The following is a 26240-nucleotide window of genomic DNA, read 5'->3' as shown; positions in this document are numbered from 1 at the left end:
CAAAGGTCAGAAACGCGCGACGAGCGCCTTCCGCATGTCGTCGTCCATGTCCTGCACGACCCGCCGCAGGATCGGATCGAGATCTTCGTGGGCCAGCAGCTCGGCGGCGAGCCGCCGGGTCTCCGGATCGACAACGACATCCGGGTACGCGAGCCCGACCGTCCTTTCCGCGCTCATCCCGCTCCGGAGCCGCATCATCGACGGCATATCCGCGAAATACCGCGCCACGTACGGGGTGAGCAGGCCGAGCTGCTCCGGCTGCCAGAAGCCGGAGGCGGTCATCTCGACGAGCCGGTTGGACAGCGACACGTCCTCGACGATCGCCGCCCAGGCCGCGGCCTTCGCGTCGGCGTCCGGCACCGCGGCCCGGCACCGCGCCACCCACTGCTCGCCGGTGGCGCTGCGGTCCCGCTCGAACTCGGCGTCGATCTCGGCCCGGCCCGCCGCCCCCAGCACGACCAGGCGATAGAGGATCAGCCACCGCAGGTCGGCGTCGATCGCCAGCCCCTCCGGCACGCCGGTCCCGGCCAGCCAGTCCTGCAGGCGCGTCGTCTCGACCGTGGCCCCGATCAGCCCCCGGGCGGCCGCGAGCTGCCGCGACCCACCCGGCTCCGACACCGCGAGCAGCCGGTCGGCGGCCTGGGCGACCAGCTCGAGCGCGGCCGGCCGGGTCTCGGCGGTGGAGTAGCGGTCGACCAGGCTCCGGGTGGCCCGCAGCACGTCCTCGACGATCACCACCTCGGTCTCCACGGGCAGCGCCGCGAGCACGAGCGTGACCAGCTCGGCGACCGGCTGCTCGCCGTCCACCACCGCGTCGAGGGTCGAGGCCCAGAGCACCGCCCGCGCCAGCGAGTCGCCGATCAGCGGCAGCACGCTGGGCACAGCCGCCGTCGACGCCTCGTCGAGCCGGATCTTGGCGTACGTGAGATCGCCGTCGTTGAGCAGGACGAGGCCGGATTTGTCCGAGAAATCGGGGATCTCGGTGCGCGGCGCGGCGGCGATCTCGGCCGACACCAGCGACTGCCGCACGACGACGCCGTCGGAACCTCGGTCGTAGAGGCCGATCTCGAGCCGATGAGGCCGCAGCGTCGGATAGTCGGCGGGAGCCGTCTGGAGCACGGCAACCGACCCGTCCGCCCCGATCTCCGTACGCAAGGTGTTGACCTGCGCCCGCCGCAACCACACCTCGGCCCAGGCCGAAAGATCGCGCCCGCTGGCCGCGGCCAGCGCCGACAGCAGGTCCTCGAGCGTCGCGTTCCCGTACGCGTGCGCCGCGAAGTGCGCGTTGAGCCCGGTCAGGAACGCTTCGTCGCCCACCCAGGCCACCAGCTGCTTGAGGGTCGCCGCCCCCTTCGCGTACGAGATGCCGTCGAAGTTGAGAAGCGCCTCGTCGGTGTCCGTGACCGACTCGGGCGCCACCGGATGGGTCGAAGGATGCTGGTCGGCCCGCAGCCCCCAGGCCTTGCGCTGCATGGCGAAGGTGGTCCAGGTCCCGGTGAACCGGGTGGCCTCCGCCGCGACCCGCGTGCCCAGGTACTCGGCGAACGACTCGTTCAGCCACAGGTCGTCCCACCAGGCCATGGTCACCAGGTCGCCGAACCACATGTGCGCCATCTCGTGCGCGATCACGTTGGCCCGGCCCTCGCGCTGGCTCTCGGTGACCGCCGAGCGATAGATCATCTCGTCCCGGAAGACCACCAGGCCCGGGTACTCCATGGCGCCGAAGTTGAACTCGGGCGCGAACGCTTGCTGGTAGTGCCCGAAGGGGTACCGGATGTCGAACATCTCGTGGTACCGGTCGAGGCACTGCTTGGTGACCGTGAAGAGCTCCTCGGCCTGCTCGTCGAGGTGCTCGGCGAGCGCGGCCCGCACGTACAGCGCCAGCGGGATGCCGTCATGCGAATCGGTCACCGCGTGGAACGGTCCCGCAAACAGAGTCGCGAGATAGGTGGAAATTGGTTTCGTCGCGCCAAATGTCCACTCACCGGCGGAATGCGACTCGAGCGAGCCGTTGGCCGCGACCTTCCACGAAACCGGTGCGGTCACCGACACCTTGAAGACCGCCTTGAGGTCGGGCTGGTCGAAGGCCGGCAGCACCCGTCCCGCGTTGTTGATGAACAGATGCTGGTAGAGGTAGACGTTCCCGTCGGCCGGGTCGACGTACTTGTGCAGCCCTTCGCCGGTGTTCGAGTACCGCATCGTGGAGACCACGACGAGCTCGTTTTCTGCCGACAAACCCGACAGGTCAAGCCTGCCATGGGAGACCGCGGATGCCGGCACGGACGAACCGTTCAGCGTGATCGACGAAACCGAGACCGGCTCGAACTCCAGGAACGTCGACGCGCCCGGCGTGGCGGCGAACCGCACCACCGTACGGGATCCGAAAGTGTCCCCGTCCGCGGTGACATCGAGGTGGATCTCGTACTCGTGGACATCGACGGTGGCAGCGCGGGTAGCGGCCTCGGCACGGGTCAGCGGCATGACGACCATCATGCCTGTCCGGCCGAGACGGCACAGCGGCGCCTCGCGGTACGATGTTCACGTGCGCACGCTCAACCTCTGCTGGTGGCTGCCCTGACGGGCGGCTCACCCACACGCGCATGATCTCATCCGCGGCCGCCCCTTCCGGGCGGCCGTTTCGCATGTAACCAGGCCGGTTCGGGCGGGGCTGCCACCCCGCACCGGAAGGAACCGGCCATGAAACGACTCACCGGCTTTCAGCCCACGGGCAACCTGCACCTCGGCAACCTGCTCGGCGCCATGCGCCCGCTCGTGCAGGAGCAGCAGGAGGGCACCTCGATCGCCATGATCGCCGACCTGCACGCGATGACCATGGAGCACGATCCACAGGTGCTCCGCCGGAAAACCCTCGAAGTCGCCACCCTGCTCCTGGCCGCCGGCGTCGACCCGAAACGCACCGCGCTGATCGCCCACTCGCAGATCCCCGAGCACACCGAGCTGCACTACCTGCTCGAATGCGTCTGCCACTTCGGCGAGGCCGCCCGCATGATCCAGTTCAAGGAGAAGTCGGCTGCGGGCGGTCCCGTGCGACTCAGCCTGCTCAGCTACCCCGTGCTGATGGCCGCCGACATCCTCGTGCACGACGTCGACCAGGTGCCGGTCGGCGACGATCAAAATCAGCACCTCGAGCTCGCCCGCACCCTCGCGACCAGGTTCAACGCGCGCTACGGCGAGACCTTCGTGGTGCCCGAGGGCGTCCGTCCCGAGTCCGCCGCGCGGATCATGGATCTGGCCGACCCGGCCGCCAAGATGAGCAAGAGCGCGCGCTCGTCGGCCGGCCGCATCGGGCTGCTCGACCCGCCCGAGACGATCCGCCGGACGATCTCGCGGGCGGTCACCGACACCGTCGGCATCGTCCGGCACGATCCCGAGCACCAGCCCGGCGTCACCAACCTGCTGGCGATCCTGGCCGAATGCACGGGCGAGGCGCCGGGCGCGTACACGTCCTACGGCGCCCTCAAGCGCGACGTCACCGATGCGGTGGAGACGCTGCTCGCACCCATCCGCAAGCGTTACGCCGAGCTGGCCGATGACCCCGGCTACGTCCGCGAGATCTTGGCGGAGGGCAAGGCCCTGGTCAGGCCTGCGGCGCTTGCCACCGTACGTCGAGCGCGGAGCGCGATCGGACTCTTAGACTAACGCCGCCAAGCGCTTCTCGAAGCAGACCGAGTACGGGTTGCCGACGTACGGGCCGTACGCGGGGATCTGCCGGTACCCCGCCGACTGGTAGAGAGCGATCGCCGCGGGCAGGTAGTCGCCGGTCTCGAGCCGGATGACGGGCCGGCCCGCGGCCAGCGCCTCCTCCTCGATCGCGACGATCATCTGGCGGGCGATGCCGCGGCCCCGGAACGCCGGGCGCACGTACATCCGCTTGAGCTCGGCGACGTCGTCCTCGACCGCCTGCCAGGCCGCGCAGGCCACCGCCCGGTGCTCGACGACCGCCACCAGATACGCAGCGTCATCGTGCGGGACGAACACCGCGGTGTTCATCCCCTTGTCGACCTCCCGTATTTCCCGCTGCTGGGCCGTGACCAGGGCGGCAAGTTCCGGGTCCAGGGCGGGGCGAGATTCGATCAGCACAACGGTGACTCTAAGCGAGGTCAGTTTCCGTATGGTTGCGTGAAGCTGGACTGAGCCCACCCGCGGCGGAAAACAAAATGCAACCCCATGAGTACGCCCTATTCGCCGGTGTCGTCCTCATCGTCCTCGTCGGTAACCAGCACCGGCCGCTGGGCGTTCGCGAGCGTGGTGACCGTGCCGTCGGCGTCCATGTGCAGCAGTTCGTCGTCGGAGCGGATCCGGCGCGCCTTGCGGGCGGCGAGCCGCTGGGCGGCGGTGGCCCGGCCGCTCTCCTCCTCGAGGCGGGCATCGGTGCCGCGGGGCCCGGCCACGAACTCGCCGGAGTTGGGCTGCCAGTCGAACTCGCGGTCGGCGATGCGCACCGGATCGCCGGGCTGAGCGCCCTTCTTGGCCAGCATGTCCTCGACGCCGAGGCGCTCGAGCCGGTCGGCGAGGTAGCCGATGGCCTCCTCGTTGTCGAAGTTGGTCTGCCGGATCCAGCGCTCGACCTTGGCGCCGCGCACGACGTAGACGCCGTCCTCGTCCTGCTCGACCGTGAAGCCGCTCTCGTCGACCGCCTTCGGGCGCACGACGACGCGGGTGGGCTCGGCCGGCGGCGTGGCCAGCCGGTGCTCCTCGACGACCGCGGCCAGCGCGTACACCAGCTCCTTGAGGCCCTCGCGGGTCACGGCGCTGACCTCGAAGACGCGGTAGCCGCGCGCCTCGAGGTCGGGGCGGACCATTTCGGCGAGGTCGCGGCCGTCCGGAATGTCGATCTTGTTGAGCACCACGAGCCGCGGGCGGTCCTCGAGGCCGCCGTACGCCGCCAGCTCGGCCTCGATCGCGTCGAGGTCGGCGAGCGGGTCGCGCTCGATCTCGGGGGCGGCCGCGTCGAGCACGTGCACCAGCACCGAGGTGCGCTCGATGTGCCGCAGGAACTGCATGCCCAGGCCCTTGCCGGTGGCCGCGCCCGGGATCAGGCCCGGCACGTCGGCCACGGTGAAGGTCTGGTCGCCGGCCTGGACCACGCCGAGGTTGGGCACGAGCGTGGTGAACGGGTAATCGGCGATCTTGGGCTTGGCCGCGGACATCACCGAGATGAGCGAGGACTTGCCGGCCGACGGGAAGCCGACCAGGCCCACGTCGGCGACGCTCTTGAGCTCGAGCACCACGTCGAGCCGGTCGCCGGGCTCGCCCAGCTCGGCGAAGCCGGGGACCTTGCGGCGGGTGTTGGCCAGCGAGGCGTTGCCCCGGCCGCCGCGCCCGCCGCGGGCCACCTCGAAGCTGGTGCCGGCGCCGATCAGGTCGGCCAGCACCTCGCCGTCCTCGGTCTGCACGACCGTGCCGTCCGGCACCTGCAGGACGAGGTCCTTGCCGTTGGCGCCGTCACGGTTGGCGCCCGCGCCACCGCCGCCGTTGCTGGCCTTGATGTGCGGGTGGAAGTGGAAGTCGAGCAGCGTGTGCTGCTGCGGGTCGACGACCAGCGTGACGCCGCCGCCGTGCCCGCCGTTGCCGCCGTCGGGGCCGCCGAGCGGCTTGAACTTCTCCCGGCGAACCGAGACGCAGCCGTGCCCGCCGTCACCCGCCTGCAGGTGCAGCACGACCCGGTCGACGAACGTGGTCACTTGCCCAACTCTCCTTGAGAAAACAAACAGCGGGCCCCGGACCCCGAGAGGTCCAAGGCCCGCTGAGAAAAAGCTTATTCCGCGACCGGGACGATGCTGACGGTCTTGCGACCGCGGATCGTGCCGAACTGCACGTTGCCCGCGGCCAGCGCGAACAGCGTGTCGTCGCCGCCACGGCCGACCAGGTCGCCGGGGTGGAACTTCGTGCCACGCTGACGGATCAGGATCTCGCCGGCGTTGACCAGCTGACCGCCGAACCGCTTGACGCCGAGCCGCTGCGCGGCGGAGTCACGGCCGTTCCGCGAGCTGGAAGCACCCTTTTTGTGAGCCATGAGTGATCCCTACTTCCCGCTCTTGATGCCGGTGACCTTGACGCGGGTCAGCGGCTGACGGTGCCCCTGGCGCTTGTGGTAGCCGGTCTTGTTCTTGAACTTGTGGATCCGGATCTTCGGACCCTTGGTGTGCTCGGCGATCTCGCCGGACACCGTTACCTTGGCAAGCTTGGCCGCGTCGGTCACCAGGTTGTCACCATCGACGAGGAGGACCGCGGCGAGCGTCAGCGCATCGCCGGGCGCACCCGCGAGCTTCTCGACCTCGATCACGTCGCCCTCGGCAACCTTGTACTGCTTGCCGCCGGTCTTGACGATCGCGTACATCGGACGCGGACTCCCTGAGACTTACGCAGCGATGACCGCTGCTTGGCGGATGGTGCTGGCCCGGTCGGGTATTCACACCGACATGGAGCACGGCGCATGGAAAAAGCGCCGTCGGCAAGCGTACTTCATCAGGCGCGCCGATCCCAATCCGGGTCCGATACCGGCGCCTGGTCCTACGGACGGCGCGGAGAACCCGGACCCCTGCGGGGTCACCCTCGGCCGCATGCCTTGTCCAACGTACCCGTGATCGCCGCCATCTTCTCGGCGTTGATCTTCGTGACGTCGCCCTTGAACGCCTGGATCTGCTTGCTCATCTGGGTCAGGGCCGCCTTGAGCGCCTTGTCGTCGGCGAGCTTGGCCATGCCGGAGAGCGCTGACGAGTAGCTGGACACGTCCCGGTCGATCTTCTGCTGCGCCTGGGCCTTGGCCTGCGCGCCCTGGCTCGCCGCGTCGATCTGCATCTGGAGGTCGGCGATGAAGGTCTGGCCGAAGCTGGTGCTGGTGCGCTCGGCCTGCTCGCAGATGGCCTTGGTGTTGCCGGAGAGCGCCTTGTCGGCCGAGGCGGCCACGGACGGGTCGACCGGCGCGGGCGGCGCGACCGAGGCGCCGCCGCCCGTGTTCGGGGTCGCGCCGGCGGTGGCGGTCGCGTCGCTGCCGCCGCCCGAGCAGCCGGCAACAAGCAGCGGAAGGAGAAGAAGGGGCGCGAAGCGTCGCACGGGGATGTCTCCTCGGGGGAAGGATCGATCCCCGGAGGGTAACGGACGCCGACGGCGGTGAGCGGCTTGGCAGTTAAGTTTCTTTACCAAACCGCTCCCGCGTCTGCCCTTACGGACGCGTACGCCGCCGGGTTCCCCCGCGCCGCGAACGCCGGCGACCAGCGCCCGCACCCACCGGCTCGTCGTCGTCCTCGTCGTCCTCGTCGGCCGCGTCCGGGTCGTCGGCCCCGGTCAGCCGCAACGGCTCGGCCGGCTCGGCCGGCTCCGCCACCTCGGCCGGCTCGGCCACCGGCGCGTCGTAGCGGGACAGGTCGTACCCGCTGATGTCGTAGTCGTCGTCCGGGTCGGTCTTGGTCAGCGCCGCCGGAGCGGCCCGCCCCACGATCCCCGAGCCGTGCACGGGCGCGGGCGGCAGGTCGGCGGCGATCGCCACCGGGTCCTCCCGCTCGCTGGTCGCGGGCGCCTCGGTCACGGCCGGAGCCTCGATCACGGCCGGGGCCTCGGCCACAGCGGGCGCCTCCGCCGCCGCGCCCCGCCGGCGGCGGGACCGCGACGAGGTGGCGGCGGGTTGCTGCTGGGCCGGCGGCTGCTCGGTACGAGTGGCCGCGGCGACCGCCTTCACCTGGTTGCCCGCGCCACCGCCCCCGCCGCCGTTGGTCCGCTTCTCCGGCACCGGCTCGGTGTGGATCAGCACGCCCCGGCCCTTGCAGTGGTCGCAGGTCTCGCTGAACGCCTCGAGCAGGCCCGCGCCGATCCGCTTGCGGGTCATCTGCACCAGGCCGAGCGAGGTGATCTCGGTGACCTGATGCTTCGTACGGTCCCGGCCGAGGCACTCGGTGAGCCGCCGCAGGACCAGCTCGCGGTTGCTCTCCAGCACCATGTCGATGAAGTCGATCACCACGATGCCGCCGAGGTCGCGCAGCCGCAGCTGGCGCACGATCTCCTCGGCCGCCTCGAGGTTGTTGCGGGTGACCGTCTCCTCGAGGTTGCCGCCCGCGCCGGTGTACTTGCCGGTGTTCACGTCGACGACCGTCATGGCCTCGGTGCGGTCGATCACCAGGTGGCCGCCCGAGGGCAGGAAAACCTTGCGGTCGAGACCCTTGAGGATCTGCTCGTCGATCCGCTTGTCGGCGAAGAGGTCGCCGGCCCCGGTGTACCGGTGCAGGCGCTCGACCAGGTCCGGCGACACCGAGTTGAGGTAGTTCTCCACCTCGGCGAACGCCTGGTCGCCCTGCACCACCAGCTCGCGGAAGTCCTCGTTGAAGAGGTCGCGCACCACCCGGATGACCAGGTCGGGCTCCTCGGAGAGGGCTACCGGCGCGTGACCTTCGGCGGCCTTGCGCTGGATCTCCTCCCACTGCGCCTGCAGCCGCTTGACGTCGCGGGCCAGCTCGTCCTCGCTCGCGCCCTCGGCCGCGGTCCGCACGATCACCCCGGCGCCGTCCGGCACCAGCTTCTTCAGCACGTCGCGCAGGCGCTTGCGCTCGGTGTCGGGCAGCTTGCGGCTGATCCCCGACGCGTTGCCGTTGGGCACGTAGACCAGGTGCCGGCCGGAGAGCGCGATGTGGCTGGACAGCCGGGCGCCCTTGTGCCCGATCGGGTCCTTGGTGACCTGCACGAGCACCGAGTCGCCGGACTTGAGGGCCTGCTCGATCGAGCGGGCGCGACCCTCCAGGCCGGTGGCGTCCCAGTTGACCTCGCCGGCGTAGAGCACGGCGTTGCGGCCCCGGCCGACGTCGACGAACGCCGCCTCCATGCTGGGCAGCACGTTCTGCACCTTGCCGAGGTACACGTTGCCGACCATCGTGCCCGAGCTGATCCGGGACACGTAGTGCTCGACCAGGACACCGTCCTCCAGCACGGCGATCTGGATGCGGTCGGGCTTCTGCCGGACGACCATGACCCGGTCGACGGCCTCGCGGCGGGCCAGGAACTCGGACTCGCTGAGGATCGGCGGGCGGGTGCGGCGCTGCTCGCGGCCGTCCCGGCGGCGCTGGCGCTTGGCCTCGAGCCGGGTCGAGCCGGAGACGCCCTGCACCTCGTCGGTGCGGCGCGGCTCGCGCACCCGCACGACGGTGTGCACGCCGTCCTCGATGCCACCGGTCTCGCCGTCCCCGCCCGAGCCCTTGCGGCGGCGGCGACGCCGGCGACGGGTCACCCCGTCGCCCTCGTCGGACTCCTCGTCACTCTCGTCGGACTCGTCCTCGACGGAAGCCTCGGCGCCCTCCTCGGCCTCGGCGGCCTCGTCGTCGTCGGCCGGGCCCTTGCCCCGGCCACGGCCACGGCGGCCACGACGGCGGCGGCGACGGCCCGAGCCGAACTCCTCGTCCTCGGACTCGTCCTCGAGACCCTCCTCGACGTCGTCGGAGGTCTCATCCGCCTCGTCGACGGTCTCGGTGATCTCCTCGGCGGTCGCGGTCGCGTCGGCGGCCACGGGCTCGGCCGGCTCCTCCGCGGCGCCACGACGGCGACGACGGCTGCGGCGGGAGCCCTCGACCGGCTCCTCGACCGGAACCTCGGCGACGGCGGCCTCGGTCTCGGAGACCTCGGGCTGGGCGATCTCGGGCTGGACGACGACCGGCGGCACGGTGGCCGCCGTCGGCGCGGCGGTCGCGCCGCGGCGGGACCGACGGCTTGCCGGGGCGGGCTCGGCCTCGATCGGGTCGGGAGGCATGAAGAGTACGGCCGGAGGCAGCGCGGCGCGGCGCCCACGGCGGCCGGCGGGCTTCTCCTCCTCGACGAAGTCGTCGTCCAGCGGAAGGACGCCGATGATCGGGGCGGGCTCGGCCTCGGCGACCGGCTCGTCCTCGGCCGGGACCTCGACAGCCGGCTCCTCGCCGGCGATCAGCGGCTCGACCGCGACGACCGGCTCGGGTTCCACCGGCGCGGGCGCGGCCTTCTTACGCCGGCTGCGCGTCGCCTTGACCGGCGGCGCGGCCTCCGCCGCAACCTCACCCGAACCAGCCGGGCCCTCGCCCGACGCGCCCGAAGCAGCCGCGCCCTGGGTCGCAGCAACCGCGCCCTGGGTCGCAGCGGCCGCGCCCTGGGTCGAAGCAGCCGCGGCCGCCTCGCCGGAAGCAGCCGTGACGTCGCCCGCAGCGGGCGCCACCTCGGCTGAAACAGCCGGCGCGGCCGCAGGTGCCTTGCGGCGGCTGCGGGTCGCTTTGACCGGCTTGACCGGCGGCGCGGCCTCGGTGGCCGACGCCTCCACGGCCGCGCCAGGCTCGACCGATCCCGCCGCTGCGGAAGCCGGTCCCGCCGCAGCGGAAGCCGGTCCCGCCGCAGCGGAAGTCGGGCCCGGATCGGCCTCGGCTGACGCGGCGGGCGCCGCGGCCTTGCGGCGCGGGGCCCTCGTGCGACGAACAGGGGTGGTCGTAGTGCTATCGGCGGCAATATCGGCGGGTGGCGTTGCCACGTCGCTCGTGTCACCGCGCTCATTTCCCAAATCGCTCTGGGGCTCGTTTTCGAGCATGGGCGCTCTCCAGTTTCTGACGGCCCCGGGCGCGTTTGAGCGCTGCCACGCAGGGCTGCCGCAAGTGTTTCGGTCCCGGCCGGGTTAGCGGACGGGCGGCCGAAGTCTGCCGTTCGGGCGCAGGCCGCGGTTCAGCTAGCGCCCTCCGATGGCCGCATCCTCGCGATCCGCGTCCAACGGATCGACGATCTCCCCCTGCGCGGTGAGCGTGCCCTGGGCCAGCCGGGTCACCCGCGGGGGCACCGGCGGCTCCAGGCCAGCCACGACACGCAGGCCGGAAAGGACGTCATCGGGTCGCACGGCGGGCGTTACCTGTCGTACGACAAGGTCGATTATCGCACACGGTGCTGCGAACGCCCCGGAAGGTACGTCGGACTGCTCGGTCACAGCGAAGTGGGTCACAGCGGCGCGGGCGTCGAACGTGCGGCGGCCCTGCTTGGTCATGCGCTCGACAGGCACCTCGTCGGTGTCGAGGAAGGCCTTGACCGCGGCGGCCGCCACCGCCGGCTCGACCGACGGAAGCTCGATCTGCCAGCGCGACGCGTCGATCCGGTCGGCCAGGCTGCCGGCGCCGGCCACCACGGCCTCCAGAACGTCGAGACCAGGGGAAAGAGCGGCGTCGAGGGCGAGCCGGAGCCGCTCCGGATCGGTCTCCGCCTGGAGCCCGATCTCCAAATACTCCGCCTCGCTGCCCACACCGGTAGGCGCCGCGCTCGCGTACGAAATCTTGGGGTGTGGGGTGAAGCCCTGGGAGAAGGCGATGGGCACCCCGGCCCGCCGCAGCGCCCGCTCGAAGGCGCGCGCGAAGTCGCGGTGTGACGTGAAACGCAGTGGGCCGCGTTTCGCATACCGGATCCGGATCCGCTGGACGACCGGGGCCTGGCCGCCCACCGGCTGGTTCTTGGGGGGAATTGTCTTACTCCTAAGCGGGGACCCGCAGGTTGTTCACGGGGGTCAGGGGCAGCAGCTTCTTACCGGTCGGGCCGATCTGGATCTCGGTGTCCATCGACGGGCAGACGCCGCAGTCGAAGCACGGGGTCCAGCGGCAGTCGTCCTGCTCGTACTCGCCGAGCGAGTCCTGCCAGTCCTGCCAGAGCCAGTCCTTGTCGAGCCCGGAGTCGAGGTGGTCCCAGGGCAGCACCTCGGACTGCTCGCGCTCGCGGGTGGTGAACCAGTCGAGGTCCACGCCGAAGCCGGGCAGCACCTCGGCGGCGGATTCGATCCAGCGGGCGTACGAGAAATGCTCGCTCCACCCGTCGAAACGTCCGCCTTTTTCCCAGACGCGCCGGATCACTGCCCCGACGCGCCGATCGCCCCGGGAAAGCAGGCCCTCGATCAGCGACGGCTCGCCGTCGTGGTAGCGGTACCCGATCGCGCGGCCCAGCGAGCGATCGCTGTTGATCACGTCCTTGAGCATCTTGAGGCGGGCGTCGATCACCTCGGGCCGTTCCATGGGCGCCCACTGGAACGGGGTGTGCGGCTTGGGCACGAACCCGCCGATCGACACCGTGCAGCGGATGTCCTTGGTGCCGGCGGCCGCGCGGCCGGCCTTGATCACCTCGTGCGCCATGCGGCCGATCTGCGCCACGTCGTCGTCGGTCTCGGTGGGCAGGCCGCACATGAAGTACAGCTTCACCTGCCGCCAGCCGTTCGAATACGCGGTGACGACCGTCCGGATCAGGTCTTCCTCGGTCACCATCTTGTTGATGACCTTGCGGATGCGCTCGGAGCCGCCCTCGGGCGCGAAGGTCAGGCCGGTGCGGCGCCCGTTGCGGGAGAGCTCCTGCGCGAGGTCGATGTTGAACGCGTCGACCCGGGTCGAGGGCAGCGACAGCGAGACGTTGGTGCCTTCGTACTGCTCGGCCAGGCCGGAGCACATGTCGCCGATCTCGGAGTGGTCGGCGGACGAGAGCGAGAGCAGGCCGACCTCGGAGAAGCCGGAGAACTCGAGCCCCTCCTTCACCATCTGGCCCACGGTGGTGATCGACCGCTCGCGGACCGGGCGGGTGATCATGCCGGCCTGGCAGAAGCGGCAGCCGCGCGTGCAGCCCCGGAAGATCTCCACCGCGTACCGCTCGTGGACGGTCTCGGCCAGCGGGACCAGGGGCTTCTTCGGGTACGGCCAAGCGTCGAGATCCATGGTCGTGCGCTTCGCGACCCGGAACGGCACGTCCGGGCGGTTGGGCACGACCCGCTGGATGCGGCCGTCGGGAAGGTAGTCGACGTCGTAGAAGCGCGGGACGTAGATGCTCTCCGTGCGGGCCAGGCGCAGCAGCAGCTCGTCGCGCCCGCCGGGGCTGCCCTCCGCCTTCCACTCGCGGATGATGCCGCTGATCTCGAGGACCGCCTCCTCGCCGTCACCCAGCACCGCGGCGTCGAGGAAGTCGGCGATCGGCTCGGGGTTGAAGCTGGCGTGGCCGCCGGCCAGCACGATCGGGTCGTCCTCGGTCCGATCTTTACTTTCGAGAGGAATGCCCGCGAGATCCAGCGCGGTAAACATGTTGGTGTAGCCGAGCTCGGTCGAGAACGACAGCCCGAGCACGTCGAAGTCGCGGACCGGCCGGTGCGCGTCGACCGTGAACTGCGGCACCCCATGCGAGCGCATCAGCGCCTCGAGGTCGGGCCACACCGCGTACGTCCGCTCGGCGAGCACGTCCTCCTGCTCGTTGAGCACCTCGTACAGGATCTGGACGCCCTGGTTGGGAAGGCCCACCTCGTACGCGTCGGGATACATCAGCGCCCACCGCACCGTGGTGGCGTCCCAGTCCTTGACGACGGCGCCGAGCTCGCCACCCACGTACTGGATGGGCTTGCTGACCTGCGGCAGCAACTGCTCGAGCTGCGGGAAGACGGAACGTGCACTCATGGGACTCCAGGGTACGCGGACTAACTTGCCAACTCGGCCGCGGCCCTGTCCAGATCTGTCGCCAGGAGGTCCTCGCGGAACGCGCACAGCTGCAGGGTCATCCGGGCCGCGCCGCGCTCGCCGACCACCAGGCGGGTCCGCTTGCCGGCCGCGAAGAGATCACCGACGAGCGCGTCGAGCAGCCGCACCCCGGCGCTGTCCAGGAACGAGACGGTGGTCAGGTCGATCAGCACCTTGCCCGACTCGCGGATCCGGGACACGATCGCCTTGCCGATGTCGCCGGCGTTCGCCATGTCGATCTCGCCGCTCAGGTGGACGAGCTCGGCGTCGCCGAACTTGGAGAACCGGACCCACTGATCGGTCAGCTCCGTCATTCCGCCTCCCTCGCCCGGCGCATCGTCACGGTCGTGCCGTCGCTGCGGTCGAAGAGCACCGTGTCCATCGACTCGCGGATCAGCTGGAGGCCGCGTCCCCGCGCCACGTCGGTGACCGCGCCCCGCCAGGTGCCGCGGTCGGTGACCTTGACCTCGACCGCGTCCTCGGTCACCGTCGCCACCACGTCGATCGTGCCGAACGGGTCATCGCGATAGCCGTGCTCGATCGCGTTGGCCACCGCCTCCGAGCAGGCCAGCAGCACCGCGTCGCGGGTTTCCGGCTCGACGTCGTGCGAGACCAGCCAGGCGCGCAGGTCGGCCCGCAACAGCGCGATCTGCATCCGGTCGGCGCCGATCGACCGCTCGATCCTCTCCTCGGTGCCCAGCGTCAGGCAGAGCAGGCAGACGTCGTCGGCGTGGTCGCGGCCGACCAGGGTGTCGGCCAGCGCGGAGCTCAGGCCCTGCAGCGGCGCGTCCCGGCGCCGGGCGAACTCGCGGGCCAGCACCTCGAAGCCCTTGTCGATCGGCCGGGTGCGCCGCTCGATCAGCCCGTCGGTGTAGAGCAGCAGGCGGCTGCCGGCCGCCAGGGTGCGGGAGTGCTCGGTGCGGCGGCGGTCGCCGGCCCGGGTGCCGAGCGCGCCCGAGCGGGCGTCGAGGAGGAACTCCGGCGAACCGGCCGGCTCCTGCAGCAGCGGCGGGAGGTGCCCGGCGCACGCGTACGTGAGCTCGCCCGTCACCAGGTCGACCTCCGCGTACGCCACCGTCGCCATCCGGGCCGACTCCACCCGGTTGACGAACCGGTCGAGCCCCTCCAGCAGCCGGGCCGGCCCGACCCCTTCGCCGGAGAGCGCCCGGATCGCGCTGCGCAACTGGCCCATCGTGGTGGCCGCGTCGATCCCCCGCCCCACCACGTCGCCGACCGCCACGGCCAGCCTGTCCTTGGAGATCAGGAACGCGTCGAACCAGTCGCCGCCGACCTCGAGGTCCTGCGCGGCCGCCTGGTAGTAGGTCTCCACCGCGAACCGGGCGTCGCCGCCGGGCAGGTGGCCGGCGAGCAGGCTGCGCTGCAGCGTCCGGGCGATCTGCCGTTCCTGCTCGTAGAGCCGCGCGTTCTCGAGCGCCAGCCCGGCCCGGTCGGCGAGCTCGATGAGGAAGTGCTGCTCGCCCTCGGCGCCGCGACGGTCGGGGGCCATCCGCAGCGACAGCGTGCCGAGCACCCGGCCCCGGGCGGTCAGCGGCAGCACCACGCAGCCGGGCGCCTCGCCGGGCGCCGGGAAGATCGGCTCGCCGGAGGCGGTGACCCGGGCCAGCGCGTGAGCCAGCCGATCGGCGTCGGGCGGGGCGGTGCCCGCCTCCTCCAGCACGCCGGTCGGGCCGACCGAGAGCCGCACCGACGCCCAGTCGGCGATCTCGGGCACCATCCCGTCGACCAGGCGGCGGGCCCGGGGCAGCAGGCGGTGCATCTCTTCGAGCGAGCGGGTGGTCTCGGCCAGGAAGGTGGCCCAGCCCTCGCGGCGGCGCAGGTCGTCGTAGAGCCGGGCGCGGTCGAGGGCCTGGCCGGCGTGCTGGCCGAGCAGGCGTACGACGCGCAGCTCGTGGTCGCTGAGCCGGCGCTCGCCCTTGAAGCTGAACGCGAGCACGCCGAGCGTCTCGGCGCCGGACTGGTCGTCGGCCGGCCCGGTGGTCAGCGGCAGCAGCACCACCGTGTTGCGCCCGGACCGGCGCATGTTGTCGACCAGGTCGGGGAAGTGCGCCTTGGCCTCGGTCAGCGAGCCGACCACGTGCAGGTCGCCGCGCTCGGCCACCCGCGCCACCGCCCGCGGCGAGGAGCGCGGCATGTCGTCCCAGTTGCCGGTGGTCGGGTCGGTCGAGGACACCGCGACGATCGTGTCGCGTTCCGCGTCCACCAGGTAGATGCTGCTGCTCGCGGCGCCGAAGGCCGGCTCGGGCGCGCGCAGCACCGCCTCGGCGACCTCGGCCTCGGTGGGCGCGGCGGCCAGGTCGGCGACGACCTGCTGCAGCACCTGGATGCGGCGCTCCGAGTCCTCGGCGCGCTTGCGGGCGAACAGCAGCTCCTTCTCGTACCCACGCCGCTCGGTGGCGTCGAAGACCGTGGTACGGATGGCCCGCGGCTCCCGTTCGGGCCCGCGCGCCAGCAGCGAGTTGACCAGGGTGGGCAGCGTCCGGCCGTCCGCGCACACCACGTCGAAAGCGAGCTCGTGCACCTCGTCCTGCATGCGCAGCAGCGGCGCGTAGTGGGTCTCGTGATAGATCTGCCCGCCGGAGCTGAGCAGGTCCCGGAAGCGGCGATGGCCGACCAGGTCGCCGCGCTTGTACCCGGTCCAGGACAGGAAGGTCTGGTTGACCTTCACGATGGTGCCGTCGGGAAGCGTCGTCAGATACCCGCACGGCGCGTGCTCGTACAGGTCGTCCGGGTCCTCGTCCCAGGGCAGCCGTAACTCCTGCGTCACGTCCGGCCCACCAGAGTCACTCACGATCCGCTCTACAGCCAAGCCTTCATCGCGTCGACGGTTTCCTCCGGCGCACTGAGGTTGGGGCAGTGCCCGGTGGCGTTCATGTACACCAGCGTGCTGCCGGCAGTGTGTTTATGAACGTAGTCCCCCACGACCGTCGGCGCGATCACATCGTCGGAGCACTGCAGGATCAATGACGGTGTACGCAGTTTGAGCAGATCGTCGCGGTTGTCGGAGAAGAACGTGACACGCGCGAACTTCTTGGCGATCTCGGGGTCGGTGCGGCAGAAGCTGTTGGTCAGCTCCTCGCCCAGCTGGGGCCGGTCGGGATTGCCCATGATGACCGGGGCCATCTGGCTGGACCAGCCCAGATAGTTGCTGTCCAGCGAGTCGAGCAGGGACTCGATGTCCTCGCGGGCGAACCCGCCGACGTAGTTGTCGGACGGCTCGTCGATGTAGCGCGGCGAGGGACCGACCAGGACCAGCTTGGCGAAACGCTCGGGTTCCTTGACCGCGGCGAGCACGCCCATCATCGCGCTCACCGAGTGGCCGACGAAGATCACGTCCCACAGGTCGTTCTCATGCAGGATCTGGAGGATGTCGTCGGCGTAACCGTCGAGTGTGGAGTAGCGAGCGTCCTGGTATGCCGACAAGTCGGATTTGCCGTTGCCGACGTGGTCGAACAGAACGAGCCGATACGTGTCCGCGAACGCGGGGGCGACCAGGCGCCACATGTTCTGGTCACAGCCGTACCCATGAGCGAACATCATCGGCTGACCGAGGTCGTTCCCGGTCAACGTGACGGCGTTTCTCTGTGTCGTTCTCATGTCTGGGTAACCATACGGCTCCGATGCGTCCCGCACACCGCCCACTCTGTCCGTCATTCGGGTTTGGAGTCCGGTCCGCGTGGATCGGCGGGTTGGCACCCCCGATCTAGCCTCGGGGAGGACGCCGGTTCCCGGTAGCGAAGGAGAGCGACGGATGACCGACCATCAGCCGGGCGAGGTCGACCCGGCGGTCGAGCGTGATCCGACCCGCGTCGAGGGCGGCGACGAGCGGTCGACGGCGGACGCCCCGGCGCGCTGGAGCGGCTCGGCCGCCATCCCGCCGCCGGCGCCGAAGAAGTCCTGGTGGCCGCGGCGGCGACTGGAGCCGGAGGACGAGCGGACCGAGATCCCGGCGGTCGACCCGTGGGCCGGCCAGGACACCCCGATCGACCCGATCCCGATCGTGCTGGACCCCACCGCGGTCGAGCCGCCGCTGCCACCCACCCGCGTCGAGCCGCCGGCGCCGGCCCCGCAGCCACCCGCGCCACAGCCGCTTGCGCCGCACCCACCCGCGTCCCCGCCATTCGCGCCGCAGCCACCCGCGTCCCCGCCATTCGCGGCGCGGACAAATAACGCGCAGGCCGCAAATCCGCCCCGGGCAAACGCCGCGCCATCGCCGGCCGCGCCATCGCCGGCCGCGCCACCACCGACCGCGCCACCACCGACCGCGCCACCGCCTGTCGCGCCCCTGCCGAGCGGCCCGCCCAAGCTCTCCCGCCGCGAGCGCAAGCAACGCGAGCGAGCAGCCAAGATGCGCCCGCCGGTCAACCGTCTCCCGGTGCAGACCCGCCCGCCGTCGCCGCCCGCGCCACCCCCGTGGGCGACGCCGCGACCACCCCAGCGCCCGCTACCGCCCCCGCGCCGCAAGCGCCGCCGCGGCCGCCTGTTCGTGTTCGCCCTGTTCGGCGTCCTCTGCTGCTGCGGCCTGCCGTTCGCCTACTTCCAGTTCCCCGCGGCCCGGCAGTACCCGGTGACGGCCGTCCTCCCCACCGACTTCTCCGACCTGAGCCTGCGCGACGACAACGCCAGCAAGCGCGCCGCCGACCGCCTCGCCGCACAGCTCGACGCGGCGGACTCCCAGGACGGTCAGCCGTTCGCCGGCGTCTACGGCGACAGCCGCGGCAAGCGGGTCACCGTCTTCGGCGTGACCGGCTGGCGATTCACCCCGAAGAGTGACGTCCGGGCGCAGCTGGACCGCCTCGCCGACGACTTCGACCTCGGGAACGTCCAGACCTTCAACCTCGGCGAGACCGGCGCGCACGAGAGCTGCGGCAGCGGCCGGGCTGACGGGACGTCGGTGGTGGTGTGCGCCTGGGCCGACCACGGCAGCATGGCCACGGTCCTGCTGACCCGCCGCTCGATCGACGACAGCGCCGATCTCGTCAGCCGGTTGCGCTCCGCGGTGCTGACCCCGGCGGCCTAGGCCCTAGGAGTCGGCTTTCTTGGCCGGGGCGTACCTCGGCACGTACTCCTGCCCGGTCAGTTTTTGAATCTCGCCCATGACCTCGTCGGTGAGCGCTCGCAACGAGGTGCGGTCGTCGGCCCGGCCGACCGTGGTGATCGGCTTGCCGAACCGGACCGTGGGCTTGCCGCGGAACAGCATCGGGTACGGCTGCCCGATCGGCTGGATCTTCTCGGTGCCCAGCATGCCGACCGGGATGATCGGCACCCCGGCGGCGACCCCGAGCCGCGCCACACCCGTACGCCCGCGATAGAGCCGCCCGTCGGGCGAGCGCGTCCCCTCGGGGTAGACCACGACACAGTCACCGGCCTTGAGCACCGGGATCGCGCTGTCGAAGGCGGCCAGGGCGTCGCGCCCGCCGGCCCGCTGAACCCGGATGGCCCCGAGCCCGTTGAGCAGGTTGCGGGTGAACCACCCGCTGATGCCGGTGCCGTCGAAGTAGTCGGACTTGGCCCAGAAGGCGAGGTGCCGGGGGACGACGGCGCCGATGAAGAGCTCGTCGGCGACCGAGAGGTGGTTGCCCGCGAAGATCGCGCCGCCAGTCTTGGGCACGTGATCGAGACCCTCGACGTGCGGCCGCCAGCCGAGCATCAGCATGTTGCCGACCGTGACTTTGCCGATCGAGTAGAGCAGCGGCAACGCGGGTTCCTCCGGGGACGGTGAAGCGCAAAAAGTGGGGGGCAGGCTGAGGTTATCGGACCCGGCCCCGGAAGTCCCCGTCGAGCTTGCGACGCGACCCGGACATTCACCGCACAGGCGGCAAATATCCGGGCCGGGTTAACAGTTTCACAGCGTGGCGCGACTCACCGCCACCGTGATCTCCTCACCGTCGCCCACCTCGCCGGCGAAGCCCGGGGCTCCGGCGGCGGCGAAATCCACCGAAGTCGCCAGGGTCTCGCCGGCCACGAAGTCCCGGTGCGCCCCGACCGCGAGCTGAACCGCTTCGGTGGCCGAGACGGTCAGCGCGATCCGGTCCGAGACGTCCAGGCCGGCGTCGCGGCGGGCCTGCTGGACCACTCGGATCACGTCGCGGGCCAGACCCTCGGCGAGCAGCTCCGGGGTGACCACCGTGTCGAGCACGACGACCCCGGCCCCGCCGGCCAGCGGCGCCGAGTTCGCCACGTCGGCGGCGACCAGCTTCAGCTCGTACTCGCCCTCCTGGAGGGTGACCCCGGCCGCGACCGGCGCGCCGTCGACGAGTTCCCACTCGCCCTTCTTGACCGCCTGGATGACCTGCTGCACCTGCTTGCCGACGCGCGGGCCGAGCGCCCGCGGCACGACGGTGAGCACCTGCTCGCAGTACGCGGCCACGTCGTCGGTGAACACCACGTCCTTGACGTTGACCTCGTCGGCCAGCAGGTCGCCGAAGCCGGACAGGGCGGTCGCGTCGGCGGTCGCCACGGTCAGCCGGGCGAGCGGCAGCCGGACCCGCAGCGCGCGGGCCTTGCGCAGGGACAGCGCGGCCGAGGCCACGTCGCGGATTGCGTCCATCGAGGCGACCAGCGCATGGTCGGCCGGGAAGTCCGCGGCGGCGGGCCAGTCGGTCAGGTGCACCGACCGCTCCCCGGTCAGTCCGCGCCAGATCTCCTCGGCGGTGAGCGGCGCGAGCGGCGCCATGACCCGGCACAGCGTCTCCAGCACCGTTGCCAGCGTGTCGAACGCATCCTGGTCGCCGGCCCAGAACCGATCGCGCGACCGGCGCACGTACCAGTTCGTCAGCGCGTCAAGATAAGACCGGACAGCACCCGCCGCGCCCGAAATGTCATATTCGTCCATGAGGCGTTGGACGTCGGATACCAGCTCACCCGTCTTGGCCAGGACATATCGGTCAAGCAAGTGTGGCGAGTCGGTCCGAAATGACGCGACATAACTCGAAGCGTTTGCATAAAGCGAGAAGAAGTACCAGACGTTCCAGAGCGGCAACAGCACCTGCCGTACGGAATCGCGGATCGCCACCTCGGTGACCGGCATGTCGCCACCGCGCAGCACCGGCGACGACATCAGCATCCAGCGCATCGCGTCCGAGCCGTAAGTATCGAAAACTCGGTACACGTCCGGATAATTCCGCAAAGACTTGGACATCTTGCGCCCGTCCTCGCCGAGCAGGATCCCGTGCGAGAGGCAGTTCCGGAACGCCGGCCGGTCGAACAGGGCCGTGGCCAGCACGTGCATGGTGTAGAACCAGCCCCGCGTCTGCCCGATGTACTCGACGATGAAGTCGCCCGGGTAGTGGTGCTCGAACCAGTCCTTGTTCTCGAACGGGTAGTGCACCTGCGCGAACGGCATCGACCCCGACTCGAACCAGCAGTCGAGCACCTCCGGCACCCGACGCATGGTCGACTGTCCGGTCGGGTCGTCCGGGTTGGGCCGGGTCAGGTCGTCGACGTAGGGCCGGTGCAGGTCGGTGACCTTGACGCCGAAGTCCTTCTCCAGGTCTTCGAAGGAGCCGTAGACGTCGACCCGCGGGTACTGCGGGTCGTCGGACTTCCACACCGGGATCGGCGAGCCCCAGAACCGGTTCCGCGAGATCGACCAGTCCCGGGCGTTCGCCAGCCACTTGCCGAACGATCCGTCCTTGATGTGCGACGGCGTCCAGGTGATCTCCTGGTTGAGCTCGACCATCCGGTCGCGGAACTTCGTCACGGCCACGAACCACGACGACACCGCCTTGTAGACCAGCGGGGTGTCGCAGCGCCAGCAGTGCGGGTACGAGTGCGTGTAGCCCTCGTGCCGCAGCACCACGCCCTTTTCCTTCAAAGAGGCGATCACCGGCTTGTTGGCGTCGAAGACCTGCACGCCCTGCCACGGCGGCACGATCGAGGTGAACCGCGTGTGGTCGTCCACGGTCACGATCGTCGGGATGCCGGCCGCGTTGCAGACGTTCTGGTCGTCCTCGCCGAACGCCGGCGCCTGGTGCACGACGCCGGTGCCGTCCTCGTCGCTGACGTAGTCGGCCGCGAGCACCTGGTAGGCGTTCGGTCCGGCCTGCTCCACGAGGAAGTCGAACAGCGGCGTGTACTTCCGCCCGGCCAGGTCACGGCCCAGCACCGAGCCGACCTTTTCAAAACCTTCGAGCTCTTTCGCGTACGCCGGGACGCGCGCGTCGCCGAGGATCAGCTTCTCGCCGGCGGCGTTCTGCAGCACCGCGTACTCGATCTCCGGACCGACCGCCAGCGCGAGGTTCGACGGCAGCGTCCACGGCGTGGTCGTCCACACCGCCACCTTCTCGCCGGTCTCGAGCTGGAACGTCACCGTCAGCGCCGGATCGGTGCGATCGCGGTAGACGTCGTCCATCCGCGTCTCGGTGTTCGACAGCGGCGTCTCACACCGGAAGCAGTAGGCGAGCACCCGGAAGCCCTCGTACACCAGGCCCTTGTCGTGCAGCGTCTTGAACGCCCACATGACCGACTCCATGTAGCTGGGGTCGAGGGTCTTGTAGTCGTTCGCGAAGTCCACCCAGCGGGCCTGCCGGGTGACGTACCGCTCCCAGTCCTTGGTGTAGGCCAGCACCGACGAGCGGCAGGCCTCGTTGAACTTGTCGATGCCCAGCTCGACGATCTGCGCCTTCGTCGTGATGCCCAGCTGCTTCTCGGCCTCGACCTCGGCCGGCAGACCGTGCGTGTCCCAGCCGAAGCGCCGCTCGACATGCTTGCCGCGCATCGTCTGGTACCGCGGCACCAGGTCCTTCACGTACCCGGTGAACAGGTGCCCGTAGTGCGGCAGCCCGTTCGCGAACGGCGGGCCGTCGTAGAAGACGTACTCGTTGCTGCCGCTCTCGCCGGTCGGCCGCTGGTCGATGGACGCCTCGAACGTCTTGTCGGCCGACCAGTGCTCGAGCACGGCCCGCTCGACGGCGGGCAGGTCCGGGCTGGCCGGCACACCAGTGGCATCGGTGTGCTTGGGATAAGCCATCGATGGTCCCCTCAAACAGTTCACTTCGCGTGGACTGCGAGGACGAGCGCGTTTTGCGCCCGCGGTACCACCTCGCTTGGCAGGTCTGACCCTGCCCGCTCATTCGCCGGCTGACGCGCGTGCCGATCCGCCCGGTTCTACCAGGGCCTGGTGAAAGGCCCGTTCTTCCGGAGGCTCCCCGGTGATGGCCGGTTCAACGCCTGCGCTCTGCCAACGATACCGGCCGCCCCCGGATTCCCTCATCCGCACTCTGCCATTCGCGGTTGGCCCGGTCAGCGGATGGCCCGCCACTGGGTGATCGCGATGTTGTGATCGTCCGGATCCCGGAAGGTGGCCGACCACAGCTCCAGCCGATCCCCGCGGTTCACCGCCTGCGGCGGATGCACGAACCGCACACCCTTCTCCACCAGCTCCGAGTACACCGCCTCGACGTCGCCCACCTCGAGGTTCAGGAAGATCAGCCGCCCGGCCTCGGCCGACAGCCCCGACACGGTACGCAGCACCAGCCGCGTGTCACCGGAGGCGAGAACCGCGCTCCCGTCCCCGCTGTCGATCTCGTAGAACCCGAGCGTGTCCCGGTAGAACGCGATCGACCGCGCCAGATCGGTGACAAGCACCGTGATCCCCACGCCGTAAATCGCCCCCGCCGGCCCCGGCCGCGCGCTCGGATAGGCGGTGATCAGCTCATCCGCGTGCTCATCGGCCTCCACGGTGACAGGAGGCGGCGCCGCCCACGGATTCTCCTCGGCGCGCTCAGTCCCGCCGGCTTCCGTCCCGCTGTCCTTCTCCGGATGCCCGAACTTCTTGACCGCCGCCATCGCGGCCGCCGCCACGGCCCCCGCGGCAGCCGCAGCCCCCGCGATGACCCCGTGCTTGTCCGCCCCCGCCCCCGACTCCGGCGCGGCAGCACCCCCAGCCCCCGACTCCGGCGCAGCACCAGCCCCAACACCTGACTCCGGCGCGGCGGCAAGCCCAGCCCCCGACTCCGGCGCAGCACCAGCCCCGGCATCCGAATCCGGGCCGAACAACCCTCCGACCCCGGAATCCGCCGCGGCAGCAGCCTCAGCACCCGGCTCCGGCGCGGGACCAGGACCGGCCCCCGCCTCCGCGTCGTGCGCGGCGTTCGACACGAACTTCGTGGCCCGCCGCCCCTCGGCGGCCGACGGCTCGTCGACGGGCGGAGCGATCAGCCCCTCCGCCATCGCCTCGCGAGCCTCCGGAGTGGCCGTCTCCGGCTCCGGATCCCCGTCGAGCGGCAGATCGATGTCATCGTGCGCCACGGGCGCCGGCGCGGTAGGCCGCGACGTGGACGGCGCCGGCGCGGTAGGAGGCGGCGTGACCGGCTCCGGCGCGGTAGGAAAGCTCGACATCGGCGACGGCTCGGCCGCAGTAGCGGCCACCGTCGGCTCCGGCCGCCGATGCGGCTCGCCACCGAGAGGCTCGTCCTCCGAACCCTCAACCGGCTCGTCCAGAGGCACATCCACCGGCATCGCGTCGCCGCGCGGCATCGCGTCGTCCTGCGGCGCGCGAGGAGGTGGCGGCGCGTCCGTCATCGGCTCGGCGGTGGCCGTCGCTGTCCCACCGCCACGAGGCCGTGGGCTGGGTCGTCTCCCCTCGGAGCGTCCCGCCGCAGCTCCGGCCGCCGCACCCGCGGCGGCCCCTGCCGCAGCGCCAGCCGTCGTGGCCCCTGTCGCGGCCTCGGCCGTCGAAGGTCGCGTCGCGGTCCCGGCCGTCGTACTTCCCGACGCCGCGGCGGCCGCCGCGGCTCCCGGCGCTCGGCGCGGCAGCGTCTGAGGCACCTCGTCGTGATCGACCAGCTCGCCCTCGACCACCGGGCCCGCCGGGGTGTCCCGCACCACCACCGTTTCCGCGCCCGGCGGAGGTGGCGGGGGCGGCTCGTCCCACTGCTGGTCGCGCGTCGTCCACGGCGGCGGATCCACGTCGCCCAGCAGGTCGTCGTCGATGTCGTCGATGACCTCGTCGGGCAGCTCGCCGTAGTCGGGCATTTGCGGTGGCGGTGGATCGGCGCCCTTCTCGCGCGGCGTCGCGTCGTCCCAGTTGATCCGCACCCGGCGCATGTCGTCCACGTCCACCGTGATCGGCAGCGTGTCCCCGATCATTGGCCACTTCACCACCGGCACCCGCGGCTCGCGGATGGTCACCTCGGAGGTGGGCAGGCCCGGCGCCACCACCACCGCCTGGATCTCGGCCCGCCCGTAGACGGCCGACGACGTCGGCGGCGGCGAGATCGCCTTGACCTCGGCGGTGCCGGAGACCCAGGCCCGGGCCCCGCGGCGCACCACATTGACCATGCCCAGGGCGATCGACAGGATCAGCACGGCCAGACCGAAGAGGACCACCCCCCAGCTGGACATGCCGAGCCCCAGCGCCACCACGAAGACGGCGATCGTGCCCATGACGGCCGCCACCAGCTTGCGTGCCGGTGCGATCGGACGGCCGGTCTGGTTTGCCAATGTGGACCTCCCGCTCTTTCACGTCAGGTTATTGCCCGGCGCGGTCCGAGCGAAAGTGCGGTAGCTGCCCGCCCGAAACTGGGTACCGATAGGCTGAATCCCGCGTGTCCGCCTCGCAGTTCGCTGAAGGAGTCTGTTCGTGACCAGCCCCGTCGAGCGCTCGCTCGTCCTCGTCAAGCCCGATGCGGTCCGCCGCGGCCTGCTGGGCGAGATCCTCGCCCGCTTCGAGCGTAAGGGCCTGGTCATCGAGGCGCTGGAGTTGCGCACGATGGATGCGGCCCTGGCCGACCAGCACTACGCCGACCACGTGGAGAAGGCGTTCTATCCGCCGCTGAAGGAGTTCATGACCAGCGGCCCGCTGGCCGCCCTGGTCCTGGCCGGCGACAACGTCATCGAGGTGGTCCGCGCCATGATCGGCGCCACCGACGGCCGCAAGGCGGCGGCGGGCACCATCCGCGGCGACTACTCCCTGTCGAATCGCGAAAACCTGGTCCACGCCTCCGACTCCCCCGAGAGTGCCGCCCGCGAGCTCGCCCTCTGGTTCCCGAAGATCTAGTCCGGCATGTGGCACAGCCGTCACGAGTGAGCAGTCGTCGCTGACGAACATGTTCGCTACGATCGTGTTATGAGCCCACGCCGAGTACCCGTCAGCCGCCGCGACCGGCCCGCCAAGGCTCCCCTGAGCCGCGAGGCGCTGGTCGCGGCCGCGCTGGGGATCATGCGCGAGGAGGGCCTGGAGCGGGTGACCATGCGGCGCCTCGCCACCGAGCTCGACACCGGCCCGGCGTCGCTGTACGTCTACGTCCGCAACACGGCCGAGCTGCACGGCGCGATCCTCGACGAGCTGGTCGCGGAGCTGGAGCAGCCCGGCGAGCCGGACCCGGCGCAGTGGCGCGAGCAGCTCATCGGCCTGCTCTCGGCGTACACCGATCTGCTCTTCGCCCATCCCAGCCTGGCGCGCTCGGTCCTCATGCTGCGCCCGTCCGGACCGCACTACCTGCGGTTGATCGACACGATCCTCGGGCTGCTGCTGGCCGGCGGCCTGCCGGTGCGGCAAGCCGCGTGGGGCGTGGACATCCTGCTGCAGCAGGCCACCGCCACCGCGGCCGAGCACGGCAGCCGCGACGAGTCGGTGGAGGCCGACGGCGAGGAGCACGATCTCGCTCTCGCGGTGGCCGAGGCGAAGGCGGAGACCTATCACCACCTGGCCCGCGTCCGCGAGGAGATCCTGTCCGGGACCGGTTTGCAGCGGCGGCGCTGGGCCTTCGAAACCCTCATCGACGGCCTGCGCGCCAACTAACG

At 70.9% G+C, this 26240-nt stretch carries 19 protein-coding genes; 4 read left to right on the top strand and 15 right to left on the bottom strand.

The genetic code is table 11. The features are described 5' to 3' along the window. Positions 1-6: 6 nt before the first annotated feature. Positions 7-2481 carry an aminopeptidase N gene (pepN, locus tag ACQPZX_RS07625; RefSeq protein ID WP_433376326.1) on the bottom strand — a complete coding sequence of 825 codons (2475 nt, stop codon included), beginning with the start codon at positions 2479-2481 and terminating at the stop codon, positions 7-9. Between the two features lie 216 nt (positions 2482-2697). On the opposite strand from pepN, the gene trpS reads away from it, so the two are divergent. Then, the gene (trpS, locus tag ACQPZX_RS07620; RefSeq protein ID WP_433376323.1) at positions 2698-3660 is read left to right on the top strand and encodes a tryptophan--tRNA ligase; all 963 of its coding nucleotides are present in this window, start codon (positions 2698-2700) and stop codon (positions 3658-3660) included. Here trpS and ACQPZX_RS07615 read toward each other — a convergent pair. The 11 genes from ACQPZX_RS07615 to ACQPZX_RS07565 all read right to left on the bottom strand — a co-directional run bounded on the left by ACQPZX_RS07615 (position 3652) and on the right by ACQPZX_RS07565 (position 17090). Next, a complete protein-coding gene (locus tag ACQPZX_RS07615; protein ID WP_433376320.1) occupies positions 3652-4101 on the bottom strand; it encodes a GNAT family N-acetyltransferase in 450 nt (149 codons plus the stop codon). The two genes, trpS and ACQPZX_RS07615, sit on opposite strands and share 9 nt — an antisense overlap. Positions 4102-4199: 98 nt before the next feature. Further along, positions 4200-5705: a GTPase ObgE gene (gene obgE / locus ACQPZX_RS07610; protein WP_433376317.1), complete on the bottom strand. Its 1506-nt coding sequence runs from the start codon at positions 5703-5705 to the stop codon at positions 4200-4202. Positions 5706-5779: 74 nt separating this feature from the next. Next, positions 5780-6037, bottom strand: coding sequence for a 50S ribosomal protein L27 (gene rpmA / locus ACQPZX_RS07605; protein WP_433376314.1), 258 nt, complete (start codon positions 6035-6037; stop codon positions 5780-5782). 9 nt (positions 6038-6046) lie between these two features. Beyond that, positions 6047-6361, bottom strand: a complete 315-nt coding sequence (gene rplU / locus ACQPZX_RS07600; RefSeq protein ID WP_433376311.1) for a 50S ribosomal protein L21 — start codon at positions 6359-6361, stop codon at positions 6047-6049. Between the two features lie 209 nt (positions 6362-6570). Continuing rightward, complete coding sequence (locus tag ACQPZX_RS07595; RefSeq protein WP_433376308.1) at positions 6571-7077, bottom strand: hypothetical protein; 507 nt, start codon at positions 7075-7077, stop codon at positions 6571-6573. 109 nt (positions 7078-7186) lie between these two features. After that, complete coding sequence (locus ACQPZX_RS07590) at positions 7187-10549, bottom strand: Rne/Rng family ribonuclease (RefSeq protein ID WP_433376305.1); 3363 nt, start codon at positions 10547-10549, stop codon at positions 7187-7189. Between the two features lie 135 nt (positions 10550-10684). Further along, positions 10685-11380, bottom strand: coding sequence for a TIGR03936 family radical SAM-associated protein (locus tag ACQPZX_RS07585; protein WP_433385072.1), 696 nt, complete (start codon positions 11378-11380; stop codon positions 10685-10687). 91 nt (positions 11381-11471) lie between these two features. Beyond that, positions 11472-13415, bottom strand: coding sequence for a TIGR03960 family B12-binding radical SAM protein (locus ACQPZX_RS07580; RefSeq protein ID WP_433376302.1), 1944 nt, complete (start codon positions 13413-13415; stop codon positions 11472-11474). 20 nt (positions 13416-13435) lie between these two features. Then, positions 13436-13789: an STAS domain-containing protein gene (locus ACQPZX_RS07575; protein WP_433376299.1), complete on the bottom strand. Its 354-nt coding sequence runs from the start codon at positions 13787-13789 to the stop codon at positions 13436-13438. Further along, on the bottom strand, positions 13786-16284 hold the full coding sequence (locus ACQPZX_RS07570; RefSeq protein ID WP_433376296.1) for a SpoIIE family protein phosphatase: 2499 nt from the start codon (positions 16282-16284) through the stop codon (positions 13786-13788). The genes ACQPZX_RS07575 and ACQPZX_RS07570 overlap by 4 nt, the downstream gene beginning before the upstream one ends. An 8-nt stretch (positions 16285-16292) precedes the next feature. Beyond that, entirely contained in the window at positions 16293-17090 is a 798-nt protein-coding gene (locus ACQPZX_RS07565; RefSeq protein WP_433376293.1) for an alpha/beta fold hydrolase, read from the bottom strand. Positions 17091-17244: 154 nt separating this feature from the next. Between ACQPZX_RS07565 and ACQPZX_RS07560 the strand changes: the two genes are divergently transcribed. Continuing rightward, a complete protein-coding gene (locus tag ACQPZX_RS07560; protein WP_433376290.1) occupies positions 17245-18513 on the top strand; it encodes a hypothetical protein in 1269 nt (422 codons plus the stop codon). Between the two features lie 3 nt (positions 18514-18516). Here the strand turns inward: ACQPZX_RS07560 and ACQPZX_RS07555 are convergent, their stop codons facing one another. The 3 genes from ACQPZX_RS07555 to ACQPZX_RS07545 all read right to left on the bottom strand — a co-directional run bounded on the left by ACQPZX_RS07555 (position 18517) and on the right by ACQPZX_RS07545 (position 24938). Continuing rightward, the gene (locus tag ACQPZX_RS07555; protein ID WP_433376287.1) at positions 18517-19191 is read right to left on the bottom strand and encodes a lysophospholipid acyltransferase family protein; all 675 of its coding nucleotides are present in this window, start codon (positions 19189-19191) and stop codon (positions 18517-18519) included. A gap of 147 nt (positions 19192-19338) precedes the next feature. Then, on the bottom strand, positions 19339-22464 hold the full coding sequence (gene ileS / locus ACQPZX_RS07550) for an isoleucine--tRNA ligase (protein WP_433376284.1): 3126 nt from the start codon (positions 22462-22464) through the stop codon (positions 19339-19341). A gap of 272 nt (positions 22465-22736) precedes the next feature. Then, complete coding sequence (locus ACQPZX_RS07545) at positions 22737-24938, bottom strand: VOC family protein (RefSeq protein ID WP_433376281.1); 2202 nt, start codon at positions 24936-24938, stop codon at positions 22737-22739. Between the two features lie 139 nt (positions 24939-25077). Here ACQPZX_RS07545 and ndk point away from each other — a divergent pair, with 139 nt between their 5' ends. Continuing rightward, positions 25078-25494, top strand: coding sequence for a nucleoside-diphosphate kinase (gene ndk, locus ACQPZX_RS07540; protein ID WP_433376278.1), 417 nt, complete (start codon positions 25078-25080; stop codon positions 25492-25494). A 69-nt stretch (positions 25495-25563) separates the two neighbouring features. Continuing rightward, on the top strand, positions 25564-26238 hold the full coding sequence (locus tag ACQPZX_RS07535) for a TetR/AcrR family transcriptional regulator (RefSeq protein ID WP_433376275.1): 675 nt from the start codon (positions 25564-25566) through the stop codon (positions 26236-26238). Positions 26239-26240: the final 2 nt, after the last annotated feature.

Source organism: Actinoplanes sp. CA-142083 (genome assembly GCF_050942195.1).
In the GTDB taxonomy this organism is placed as follows: Bacteria; Actinomycetota; Actinomycetes; order Mycobacteriales; family Micromonosporaceae; genus Actinoplanes.
Note: the sequence above shows the minus strand (reverse complement) of the source record. Positions and strands in the feature narration are given on the sequence as shown.